This is a genomic window from Antrihabitans stalagmiti (genome assembly GCF_016482825.1).
Taxonomy (GTDB): Bacteria; Actinomycetota; Actinomycetes; order Mycobacteriales; family Mycobacteriaceae; genus Antrihabitans; species Antrihabitans stalagmiti.
On record NZ_JAEMNV010000006.1, the window covers coordinates 150,790 to 162,222 of the forward strand.

An 11,433-nucleotide genomic window follows, 5' to 3' on the forward strand; every position below is an offset into this window, starting at 1 on the left:
GTACCCGTGACGAGGTTGTTGGCTCCGTTGAATGCGCCGCAGACGTCGGTCGTCATTGCCGATCAGCTGCGCGAGCGCGTTCTCGATGGGTCGTATCGGCCGGGTGAGCAGCTCAGCGAGGCGAATCTGGCTGCGCAGCTCGCAGTGTCGCGCGGCCCGGTTCGCGAAGCGCTGCAACGCCTCGCGCAGGAGGGCTTGCTGGTCAGTCATCGCAATCGTGGTGTCTTCGTCGTGGAGTTGAGTCCCGGCGACATCGCCGAGATCTACGCCGCGCGGGAGGCTGTCGAGCAGGCTGCAGCGCGGACCGTCTTCGAAGGCAATCGGGATCTGAAGGCCGCTGCGGTTGCCCGACTGGGGATGATCGTCGCGGAGATGCCTGCCCTGATCGCAGCCAACGACTGGAAGAATCTTGCGAAGCAGGACTTGAAGTTTCACGCGACGCTCGTCGAGGCGACGGGCAATTCGCGGTTGGTGCGGATCTACGCCACGCTCGCCGCTGAGTCTCGAATTTGTATGGTGCACTTGGAGAACGCCTATCACCGGCCCCAGGCGCTCACCGAGGAGCATCAGCGTCTCGTCGACCTGCTCGATACCGGTCCTTGGGAAGCCCTCGCCGCGGCGATCAGAACCCATATGGCCACCGCCGTCGAAGATCTGACGATGCTGATGGCCGAGCGGGATCGGTTGCTGGACAGTGAAAGCGGACCCCGCACGACGCCGACGTCGCATGGCGCGTAAACCCGTCGTCGTCGTGCTGCACGCCGACGTGCTGCCGTCCGGCATGGACGCGGTGGCGGCGGTCGCCGACGTGCGCTACGCGACGGCGGACACCCTTGCCGAAAACCTCTCGGGCGCAGATGTTCTCCTCGTGTGGGACTTCTTCTCCACCGCGTTGCGGACAGCGTGGTCCGAGGCTGACTCGCTGCGGTGGGTTCATGTCGCCGCTGCGGGTGTCGATTCGCTGCTATTCGACGAACTCGTCGAATCCGATGTGCTGGTGACCAATTCGCGGGGTGTGTTCGACCGTCCGATCGCGGAGTTCGTTTTGGCGACGATCCTCGGTTTCGCGAAGGACGTCTCGACATCGGTCCGCCTTCAGGATACGAAGCAGTGGCGGCATCGAGAGACCGAAAGCATTGCAGGGACAAGTGTGTTGGTGGTCGGGACGGGTGCGATCGGTCGCGAGACCGCACGATTGCTCACCGCGGTCGGTATGCAGGTTGCGGGTTCCGGGCGCGTCGGCGCGGATGCGGATGCCGACTTCGGTGTGGTGCATGCCAGTTCGGACTTGAAAAGTGTTGTCGAAGAGTTCGATTACGTTGTTCTTCTGGCGCCGCTGACAGCTGCGACGCGTGGGATGGTCGATGCTGGTGTGCTCGCGGCGATGAAGTCGACAGCGCGCCTTGTCAACGTCGGTCGGGGGGAGTTGGTCGTCACCGACGATCTGGTCGAGGCACTGCAGACGCGCAGTATTGCGGGCGCCGCGCTCGATGTCTTCGACACCGAACCGCTACCGGCCGATCATCCGCTGTGGCAATTGGATTCAGTGGTGATTACGCCGCACATGAGCGGCGATGCGGTGGGTTGGCGTGACCGACTGGCTGAGCTGTTCGTCGCAAATTTCGAGCGATACGTCGGCGGCAAGGAGCTAGCCAACATCGTCGACAAGACGCGGGGGTATTAGGCGGCTACGCCGCTCGTGAGTCCTTTCGGAGGGCGGGACCACCAAAAGGACTCACGAGGTGCGAAGCGCCCCAAGGCATTTGTGGTCCACCGAGGCGCCGACCAAGCGCAGTGCTTCCCACACCGTCACCTGGTTGGCGGTCAAGACGACCTTGCCGAGTCGGAGTTCGAGCTCGCCGACATAGCCTGCTGTGTGAAAAGCAGTGTCCGGCAACAGCACCCCCTGTGCGGTCGGGGAGTCACCGGCAATCGCGATGTCGGCGAGGCGCTGTGCCGACAGTGTGCCGACCTCGGCTGCGGTGAAGATGTCGTGGCTCGTCGTCCGCACGACCTCGATGCCTGCTGCTTCGAGGAATGCTGTGAACAGCGCGGCGACATCTGCCGGGTAGGTCGCGGCGACCGCGACACGGTCGATCCCCAAGGCGCGCAACGCATGGACGAATGCCAGCGACGTACTCGATGCCGGTACGCCTGCCGATGCCGCGAGCGTCTCAGCTTGTTCGTGCGCGCCGTCCCAGCCGTAGGCGAAGCTTCCGCTGGTGCAGGCCCACATCACCGCGTCGAGTCCGCGTGGCTGCAAGGCGGCGGCACCGTCGGCGAGCGTTTCCGGCCGACCCCAGTCGAGTAGCGCATCCAAGCGGTGCGCGTCCTCGTTCATCAGCGTGTGCTGAACCGGGAGTGCGACCGCATCGCCGAGCAGCTTTTCGAAGCGTGGGAAATCGTCCTCCGCAGAGAAGCCCGGGTAAAGAATTCCGATGGTCGGCAGCCGCTCAGTCATGCCACCTCCAAGTGAGTCCGTATGATTGTCAACAATATACATTCCGTCGAAGAGGAGCGTTTATGAGCCGGTACATCGACATCACGTTGGAGAAGCGCGGCGTCACCTGCGTCGCCAAATTGCTCGACGACCTCGCACCCCGAACCTGCGACGCCGTCTGGAACGCGCTGCCGCTCGGGGAAGGCGCGTACCACGCCAAATACGCGCGAAACGAGATCTACACGCTGATCGACGCCTTCGCCCCAGACGAGCCCGGACCCGAGAATCCGACCATCACGCCGATTCCCGGCGACGTCATGTACTTCACGTTCGCGCCGTGGCAGCTCTCGGCCAAATCGCACGGCTACGAGGCGACAGCACCGAAAATTGACTTAGCGCTCTTCTACGAACGCAACAACCTGCTGCTCAATCCGGATTTCGGCTTCGTGCCAGGCAACGTGTTCGCGACGATCGTGTCAGGGCTCGACGAGATCGCCGCCGCGTCGCAGGATCTGTGGCTGCGGGGCGTGGAAGGCGAGACGCTGCGATTCGAGCGCCGCGAGGGTGGTCTCTGACGGACCCCGCCGGCGCTTGCCCTGCCAGGTGTCGATGAACAACCGCTGCTTGATGTCGGGTTGCCTGATTCCGGCAGCACGTAGAGCGGCCCAGATCGACACCTGGTTTGCGGTCAGGACCGGTTTGCCGAGGTCGGCTTCCAGCTGGCGGATCAGCGGGTAGGTCCGCAGGTTGGTGCAGCTGACGAAGATCGCTTCCGCGTCGGGGTGATCGGCATCGAGCACGAGCTCGCGGATGTGTTCCTCGCTGATCTGCCAGATGCGGTCTTCCCGGCCGAGTCCGAGGCTCGACGTGACGCCGATGCCCGACTCCTCGAGAAAGATCCGCAGCCGGTCGGTGACGCCGTCGATGTACGGCGTCGCGAGCGCGATCTTCCGGGTGCCGAGCGCTTCGCAGGCCTGGACGAGGGCGCCTGCAGTGGTGACGGCGGCGGGCGCGCCGGCTTTGGTCATCACCGACCGCATCTGTCGTTCCCCGGCAGCGCCGCGAATAAAGCTGCCTGACGTGCACAGATACACAACGGCCGCAGGGTCGGTTGTCAGCAATTGCCGGGTCGCGTGCCTGACCGTGCGGTCGTTGCTGATCGACTCGGCCATGGCAACAGTCGAGGGCAGGCCGAGGTGGGGGGTCCGTGTGACCAGCAGGCTGACACGCTTCGGGGTCCAGCGCCAGATCTCACGATCGAGTGCGAAATCGTAGGGCACGATGACGCCCAGGTAGGACTGTTCCTCGGTCCGGTCCGTCATCATCACACCTCACAATTGTAAACAATCTACTATCGGAGGCGCGACGTCGAACCGATCCGCGAGATTGTGTTTCTGTGTAGATAAATAGGCCCAAGCGAGAGGATGTGCCCAGTGGGTGCGCAACCCAGCGATCTAGCTGACTGGACTGCCGTTGAACTCGTCTCTGCCTACCGGCGTCGAGACGTCTCGCCAGTGGAGGCGACCCAAGCCGTTTTGACCCGGATCGAGACCTTCGACAGCGCCGTCAACGCCTATTGTGTGCTCGATTCGTCTTTTGCGCTAGCCGAAGCGCAGAAGTCGGAAAACCGCTGGCAGGCAGGCCAGCCCGCCGGTCCCGTCGACGGTGTGCCGGCCTCTGTTAAGGACCTGTTACTAACCCGAGGTTGGCCTACCCGCAGGGGTTCCAAGTCGATCGATCCGGACCAGGATTGGGCGGTCGATTCGCCGTGTGTCGCGCGCTTGCGGGAGAGTGGCGCCGTCCTCGTCGGAAAGACGACAACGCCCGAACTCGGGTGGAAAGGCGTCACCGACAACCCGCTCACCGGCGTCACCCGCAACCCGTGGGACCCGACCCGGACGAGCGGCGGTTCGAGCGGTGGCGCGGCTGCCGCAGTGGCCGCAGGTATGGGCCCGCTCGCGATGGGGACAGACGGTGGCGGTTCGGTGCGCATTCCCGGCAGCTTCTGCGGCGTCGTCGGATTCAAAGCAACCTACGGAACCGTGCCGATCTACCCGCCCAGCCCATTCGGCACGCTCGCCCATGTCGGTCCGTTGACGACGACCGTCGACGACGCAGCCCTTGTCCTCGACGTCGTCACAGGTCCGGACTCGCGCGACTGGTCCGCGCTCGCTAGCCCGTCCGCCAGCTTCCGTTCCGGTCTCGACACGTCGCTGGCAGGTCTGCGTGTCGCCTACAGCCCCGACCTCGGCTTCGCTGTTGTCGATCCCGAGGTCGCCGCTGCCGTCGAGCGGGCGGTCGGCATCCTCGCGGACCTCGGCGCGCACGTCGAAAAGGTAGATCCCGGATTCGACGATCCGGTCTGGGCCTTCGAATGCCTGTGGTTCGCCGGCGCGGCCAAGGCGACCGAGCACCTCACCGAGCAGCAGCGCTCGGAGCTCGACCCAGCCCTGGCCCGAGCCTGCGAACTCGGCCGCGAATTCTCGGCGCAGGACTACCTCGAGGCCAACGCCCGACGTATGAACCTGGGCGTCGCGATGGGTGCCTTCCACGAGCAATACGACCTACTCGTGACGCCGACCATGCCGATCGTGGCCTTCGAAGCAGGCGTCGAAGTTCCCGAAGGCTGGACCGGGCGAGGGTGGACGAGCTGGACCCCGTTCACGTATCCGTTCAATCTCACTCAGCAACCGGCGATCACTGTGCCGTGTGGTTTCTCGGCCTCGGGATTGCCGATCGGGTTGCAGATCGTCGGACCACGCCACGCGGACGTCCGGGTGCTCAATGCCGCGAAGACGTACGAAGACGCGACCGAGTGGTGGAAACGGCGTCCCGTCTTGTTATGACGCAGCCGCTAGCCCGTGTGCTCACGCAGGTAGGCCAGGTCGTCGGCTAGGCCTTCTGCCGGGGTTTCGAGGATCACCGGTGCACCTGCCGATCTGCACACCTCAGCGAGCAACTCGGGATCGATCGTGCCGTCCGAGAAGTTGGCGTGACGGTCGCGCGCCGAATCGAATTCGTCGCGCGAACTGTTGAGGTGGACGAGGTCGATGCGTCCGGTGATGGCCTTGATCCGATCGACGATGCCGACCAGATCTTCGCCGCCTGCCCAGGCGTGACACGTATCGAGGCAGAACCCTGCGCCGAACTCGCCGACCGCATCCCACAGCTTCGCGATCGAATCGAAGTAGCGGGCCATCGCGTGATCGCCGCCCGCGGTGTTCTCGATCAGGATCGGGACCGGGAACCCGCCCTTCTCCGCCTGGCGTTCGAACAGCTTGCGCCAGTTGTCGATTCCGGCATCGATCTCGCCGTCGTTGCGGACGTGACCACCGTGTACGACGAGTCCGAACGCGCCGAGATCCGCCGCAGCCTTTGCCTGAGCGGCGACGGCCTGCCGTGACGGCATCCGCAATCGGTTGTTCGTGCTCGCCACATTGATCTGGTACGAGGAGTGCACGACCACATCGATCGGGCTCGCCAGAATCTCCTCGGTGCGAGGATGGGGTTTCGGCTTCTCCCACCCTTGCGGATCGATGACGAACATCTGAATCAAGTCGGCACCGAGCTCTTCGCCGAATCCGATCGGATCACTGTCAAGCCGGACGTGGGCTCCTATTCGCATGGGAATCAGGGTATCGGTGCCCCCCGACACGCTCCGAATTTCACGGCGTCACCTCGAAGTTGCTCAGCTTTTACCCCACTTTGACTCGTCCATGGTGTGAACGAGGTCACGGTCATATAAAGTCAGCGCGTTCCGACGATGAGGGTTGGGAATTAAGGGAGCGGGACTTTGATCAGGCGTGGCATAAAGTTGTTGTTGGCAGCGATGGTGGGCATTCTCATCGCAGGTTTTATGAGCCCGGGAGCCAGTGCCGAGCCGTTGTATCCGGACCAGGACCCTGATCCGTTCTTCCATGCTCCTGCGGACATCGGAAATTTCAAGCCCGGCGACGTCGTCCGGGTGCGCAAGATCGACACCTTCTGGTACGCGGGCACGGAGGGCTACCACGTCGCCTTCCGGTCGACTAACTCCGCGGGCAACCCGATCATGGGTATGACAACGGTCCTGATGCCGATCGGCATCAAGAACCCGCCGCTCGTCTCCTACCAGGCCATCATCAATTCGCTTGGCGTGAAGTGCAATCCGTCGCGGTCGCTCTTCAATGCCGAGCTCAACGATGCACCGGGCATGTATCTGCCGATCGGACGCGGTTGGGCGATCTCGGTGCCCGATCACCTCGGACCCACCGGCGCATACGGTGCCGCCAAGCTCGGTGGCATGGTCACGCTCGACAGCGTTCGCGCGGTCAAGCAGGTCACCGAACTCGGCCTGTCCAACGTTCCCGTCGTTCTCGCCGGCTACTCCGGTGGCGGTATGGCAAGCGCGTGGGCAGCAGCGCTGCAGCCGACCTACGCGCCCGAGTTGAAGATCGACGGCGTCGTCGCGGGCGGCATCCCTGCCGACCTCGAGGAAATGGCTCGCGGGCTCGGGTTCGCTCCGCACCCAGGTTTCGGTCTGGCCTTCGCAGCCGCGATGGGTCTTGAGCGTGAGTACCCCGATCGTCTGCCGATCACCAGTCAGCTCAACGACAACGGATTGTTCCTGCGGTCGTTCATGGCGAACGAGTGCAGGCGCTTCCTGATCTTCCACGGCTTGTTCAGAAGTGCGGAACAGCTGGCTGCGCGCCGCGACCTGATGACGAGTTCGGCGGCCATGTCGGTGCTGCGAGAGAACAGTCTGCGGTACTTCCGTGACGTGCCGCAGGTGCCGATCATGATTTGGCACGGCATCTACGACGGATTGACGCCGTACGACGCCGTCGCCGACGTCGCACGCAGATACTGCGACAACGGGGCAAACCTGCTCTTTGCGCCGTACGACATCTCCGAGCACATGACCTGTGCCGCACTCGGATTCCCGCAGGCCTGGAACTACATCGAGGCACGATTCCGCGGGGAACCGGCACCGACGCAGTGCTGATCGCCGACTAGTCGACTTGATCAGGGTCTTCCCCGATAGCGCCATCCGCCGGAAACGGACAGGATGGTTGGCAGATCCTGATCGAGTAGACGAAAGGCGACCATGCCCTCCAATGCCAGGTCCACCGATGTGCGAAGCACCGACACCGAACCAGAGAGCAGCCCGGCTATAGCGGCACGGGCCATCGACGTGGTCAAGACCTACGGCAGTGGTGACACCCAGGTGCGTGCGCTCGACGGGGTATCTGCCGACTTCGTGCGCGGCGAGTTCACCGCCATCATGGGTCCGTCTGGGTCCGGCAAATCGACGCTGATGCACTGCCTCGCGGGGTTGGACAACGCGACCTCGGGGTCGGTGCTGATCGGTGACACCGAATTGATGTCACTGTCGGACAAGCAGATGACGATGTTGCGACGCGACCGAATCGGCTTCGTGTTCCAGGCGTTCAACCTGGTCCCGACGTTGACGGCGCTGGAGAACATCACGCTGCCGCTCGACATCGCGGGACGCAAACCCGACAAGGAATGGCTCGACACCGTCATCGGCAGGCTCGGACTGCTCGACCGCCTGAGTCACCGCCCCGGTGAACTGTCCGGCGGACAGCAGCAGCGGGTCGCGTGCGCCCGCGCGTTGGCTGCTCGGCCGGAGATCATCTTCGGCGACGAACCTACGGGCAACCTCGACTCCCGGTCATCGGGTGAGGTGTTGTCGATTTTGCGGGCGTCGGTCGACGAATTCGGTCAGACGGTTGTGATCGTCACCCACGATCCGCGGGCGGCCGCACACGCCGACCGTGTCGTGTTCCTTGCCGACGGCCACATCGTCGACGAGTTGCGCGATCCCACAGCCGAATCCGTGCTCGACCGGATGAAGTCGCTGGAAACGGTCTGAGACATGAAAGCGTCTGCAATCGCATCGTCACCGATGCGCAAGGTCTCGCTGCGCAATCTGGCAGCACACAAGGTTCGACTCGCACTTACGCTGCTGTCGGTAGTTCTCGGAACCGCCTTCGTCGCAGGATCGTTCGTCTTCACCGATACCTTGTCGAAGACGTTCGACGGTCTGTTCTCCGATATCGCGGTCGGCGTGGACGTGCGCGTCAGCCCCGAAGATGTTCGCTCCAGCGGAGTGCCGCTGGCCGACGTCGACAAGATCGCCGCCATCGATGGAGTACGGACCGTCGCGCCGAGCGTCAACGGCTCGATCGTGTTGCTGGACAAGGACAACAAGGCCTTGCAAACTGGCGGCGCGCCGAGCATCGGTGCCTCCTACCTACCGCCGGACAAAGCGCTCGAACAGGCAGAGACGTTCACCTCGGGTGTGCCGCCGTCGAAGCCGGGTGAGTTCGCGCTCAACGAGGGCGCGGCGGCGAAAGGAAACCTGAAGGTCGGGGACAAGACCAAGTTGCTCGTCCCGTCGCGTGGTCTGTACGACGTCACGTTGACCGGCATCTACTCGACGTCGACGGACAGCGGTGGGTACATCGGCGCGCTGTTGGACGACACGCAGGCGCGTGAACTCTTCACAGACGGACAGCACGTCGCCTACGTCGATGTCGCCGGAACCGGTCTGTCGCAGAACGAGTTACGTGACCGCATCCAGGCAGCGTTTCCGGACCTGAAGGTGCAGAACGGTGACGAGGTTCGCGAAGAACTGAAGGGCGAGATCAACGAAGCGCTGAGCTTCATCAACTACTTCCTGCTCGCATTCGGTGGAATTGCGCTGCTGGTAGGCACTTTCATCATCTACAACACCTTCTCGATGATCGTCGCGCAACGCCTTCGCGAACTGGCGCTGCTGCGTGCGATCGGCGCGAGTCGGGCGCAGGTCGGTCGGTCGGTGGTGTTCGAGGCGTTGATCGTCGGCGTTGTCGGTAGCGCACTTGGTCTGGCGTCGGGCGTCGGTCTGGCGTACGGACTGCGCTCGCTGCTCAATGTGTTCGACCTCGGACTGCCGACCGGTTCGCTCCGACTAGAGCCGCGGACGATCGTCGTCGCACTTGTCGTCGGCGTTGTGGTGACCGTGGTCAGCGCCTACGCCCCGGCCCGTCGAGCGGCGAAGATTCCGCCGGTCGAAGCGATGCGCGAAGAGTTTGCCTCGACCGGAGATTCGCTGCGGCTCAGAACGATATTCGGTGCGGTGCTCGCCGTCATCGGGGTGGCGGCCGTTGTGATCGGGGCGCAGGGGACGGGTGGTCCGGCGGCGTCGACGGTCGGTCTCGGAGCTGTCGCCCTTGTCTTTGCAGTGCTGCTCGCAGCGCCGGCGTTGTCACGTCCGATCGTGGGTGGCCTCGGGGTGCTCACCAAGCCGTTCGGTTCGGTGGGTCGGTTGGCTCGCAACAACGCGGTGCGCAACCCGCGCCGCACCGCAGCAACGGCTTTCGCGTTGACCCTCGGTCTCATGCTCGTCTCGGCGATCGGCATGTTCGGAGCATCGGCGAAGGCCAGCGTCGACACTCTGGTCGACAAAGGTGTGAAGGCCGACTTCGTCCTCACGGGTCCGCAGATGATCGGTGTTCCGACTCCGGCAGGCGATGCGGTGCGTGCAATAGGTGATGTGGAGCAGGCGGTTTCGCTGCGATTCGTGCTCGCCAAGGTCGGTGACGAGAGTGCAGGCAACGGCGTGGCCTTCAGCAGCCCGCCGGATTCCGTCCTCGCGATGACGATGGTCGAGGGCAACAAGGACCTCGCCGACGACGGCATGCTGGTGTCGGAAACCGAATCGAACGACAAAGGCTGGAAGCTCGGTGACACAGTCACGTTGACGAGCTTCGACAACGAGCCGCACCCGGTTCGTGTGACCGGCATCTTCGAGGATTCGCAGTTGCTCGGCAACTGGATCGTCTCGGATGCGTTGTATCAGAAGATCACACCGGACAACCTCCGCGCTGATTTCCTCGTGCTGGTGAAGTCGAAGCCTGGCGTCGATCAGGAGGCGCTTCGCGCCGAGTTGGAAGATGCGACGGACCAGTTCGTCGTTGTCTCCGTTCAGGATCGGGAGCAGTTCAAGGGGGAGCAGGGCAAGCAGATCGACACGCTGCTCGCCGTGTTGTACGGATTGCTCGCGTTGGCGATCGTGATCGCGATCCTCGGCATCATCAACACTCTGGCGCTGTCGGTCGTCGAACGGCGACGCGAGATAGGCATGTTGCGGGCAGTTGGTATGGCGCGCAGCCAGGTTCGCCGGACGATCTACCTGGAGTCGGTGCTGATCGCGGTGTTCGGTGCGATCGTCGGCGTGCTGCTCGGCATCGGGCTCGGGACGGGCTTCATCAGAACCCTGCGAGACCAGGGCCTAGGCGAGATCGCGGTGCCGTGGGGTCAGGTAGTGGCGATGCTGGTCGGGTCCGCGGTGGTCGGCGTGTTGGCGGCGCTGTGGCCGGCCGTTCGCGCAGCCCGCACCAAGCCGCTGGAAGCATTGGCGGAATAGGCGGCTCCGCCGCTCGTGAGTCCTTTCGGAGGGCCCAACCTCCGAAAGGACTCACGACCCTAGGCGCCGATCGTCCTCTCGCCTAGGCCTATTGCCGTGTCACACGACGCCGCCGCAACGCCGGTTGTGTCGGTCCTGACCAGCCAGTGAATGAAGTCGGCACCATCTGCGATGCCGACCTGACAGATGCCGTCGGCTGCGGACGTGAATGCTCGATGACCGTCGATCTCGATGTCTTCGACGATCTTGCCCGACCTGATCGCGACCTCACGTTCGCGCTCGAACGGGCTGCCGCGGAACCAGGTGAACATGACGTACGGCGAGCCGGTAGGCGTCTCCCAGCGACACTTGATGCCGTTGTTCGCGACGAGTTCCAGCCCGCTGTAGCCGGTGATCTGAACCACGGCGGCGGTATCGATGGACCCGCACTCGCCGTAGAAGGCGCCGAACTGCGTTGCGGCAGCGGCCGATTCCTGCACAGATGCACCGCCCACGGCATCATCCCCACCGCCACCGCATCCGGTCAAAAAAACCAATGCGAGCACGCCAGTCGTGAGTCCTTTCGGAGGGCCCGCCCTCC

General features: G+C 63.9%; 11 protein-coding genes. 7 read left to right on the plus strand and 4 right to left on the minus strand.

Annotated elements, in window-relative coordinates; all coding sequences use genetic code 11:
- The first annotated feature begins 6 nt into the window (after nucleotides 1–6).
- Together JGU71_RS19130 and JGU71_RS19135 are read left to right on the plus strand one after the other, a co-directional pair.
- The gene (locus JGU71_RS19130; RefSeq protein ID WP_199705882.1) at nucleotides 7–738 is read left to right on the plus strand and encodes a GntR family transcriptional regulator; all 732 of its coding nucleotides are present in this window, start codon (nucleotides 7–9) and stop codon (nucleotides 736–738) included.
- Complete coding sequence (locus tag JGU71_RS19135; RefSeq protein WP_199705883.1) at nucleotides 728–1,684, plus strand: D-2-hydroxyacid dehydrogenase; 957 nt, start codon at nucleotides 728–730, stop codon at nucleotides 1,682–1,684. The genes JGU71_RS19130 and JGU71_RS19135 overlap by 11 nt, the downstream gene beginning before the upstream one ends.
- A 51-nt stretch (nucleotides 1,685–1,735) precedes the next feature.
- Here JGU71_RS19135 and JGU71_RS19140 read toward each other — a convergent pair whose 3' ends face one another.
- On the minus strand, nucleotides 1,736–2,461 hold the full coding sequence (locus JGU71_RS19140; protein ID WP_233529755.1) for a maleate cis-trans isomerase family protein: 726 nt from the start codon (nucleotides 2,459–2,461) through the stop codon (nucleotides 1,736–1,738).
- 62 nt (nucleotides 2,462–2,523) lie between these two features.
- On the opposite strand from JGU71_RS19140, the gene JGU71_RS19145 reads away from it, so the two are divergent.
- Complete coding sequence (locus JGU71_RS19145; protein WP_199705884.1) at nucleotides 2,524–3,015, plus strand: DUF3830 family protein; 492 nt, start codon at nucleotides 2,524–2,526, stop codon at nucleotides 3,013–3,015.
- On the opposite strand, the gene JGU71_RS19150 is transcribed toward JGU71_RS19145, so the two are convergent.
- On the minus strand, nucleotides 2,917–3,762 hold the full coding sequence (locus tag JGU71_RS19150; RefSeq protein WP_199705885.1) for a maleate cis-trans isomerase family protein: 846 nt from the start codon (nucleotides 3,760–3,762) through the stop codon (nucleotides 2,917–2,919). The genes JGU71_RS19145 and JGU71_RS19150 overlap by 99 nt on opposite strands.
- A gap of 111 nt (nucleotides 3,763–3,873) precedes the next feature.
- Between JGU71_RS19150 and JGU71_RS19155 the strand changes: the two genes are divergently transcribed.
- Nucleotides 3,874–5,286 (plus strand): amidase, encoded by a 1,413-nt coding sequence (locus JGU71_RS19155; RefSeq protein ID WP_307829723.1) that lies wholly within the window; start codon nucleotides 3,874–3,876, stop codon nucleotides 5,284–5,286.
- 8 nt (nucleotides 5,287–5,294) lie between these two features.
- Here JGU71_RS19155 and JGU71_RS19160 read toward each other — a convergent pair whose 3' ends face one another.
- The gene (locus JGU71_RS19160; protein ID WP_199705887.1) at nucleotides 5,295–6,065 is read right to left on the minus strand and encodes a deoxyribonuclease IV; all 771 of its coding nucleotides are present in this window, start codon (nucleotides 6,063–6,065) and stop codon (nucleotides 5,295–5,297) included.
- Between the two features lie 204 nt (nucleotides 6,066–6,269).
- Here JGU71_RS19160 and JGU71_RS19165 point away from each other — a divergent pair, with 204 nt between their 5' ends.
- From JGU71_RS19165 to JGU71_RS19175, 3 genes are all read left to right on the plus strand, one after another.
- Complete coding sequence (locus JGU71_RS19165; RefSeq protein WP_199706085.1) at nucleotides 6,270–7,424, plus strand: lipase family protein; 1,155 nt, start codon at nucleotides 6,270–6,272, stop codon at nucleotides 7,422–7,424.
- A 102-nt stretch (nucleotides 7,425–7,526) separates the two neighbouring features.
- Nucleotides 7,527–8,315, plus strand: coding sequence for an ABC transporter ATP-binding protein (locus JGU71_RS19170; protein ID WP_199705888.1), 789 nt, complete (start codon nucleotides 7,527–7,529; stop codon nucleotides 8,313–8,315).
- Between the two features lie 33 nt (nucleotides 8,316–8,348).
- On the plus strand, nucleotides 8,349–10,853 hold the full coding sequence (locus tag JGU71_RS19175; protein WP_199706086.1) for an ABC transporter permease: 2,505 nt from the start codon (nucleotides 8,349–8,351) through the stop codon (nucleotides 10,851–10,853).
- A 59-nt stretch (nucleotides 10,854–10,912) separates the two neighbouring features.
- Here the strand turns inward: JGU71_RS19175 and JGU71_RS19180 are convergent, their stop codons facing one another.
- The gene (locus tag JGU71_RS19180; protein WP_307829724.1) at nucleotides 10,913–11,398 is read right to left on the minus strand and encodes a DUF3558 domain-containing protein; all 486 of its coding nucleotides are present in this window, start codon (nucleotides 11,396–11,398) and stop codon (nucleotides 10,913–10,915) included.
- Nucleotides 11,399–11,433: the final 35 nt, after the last annotated feature.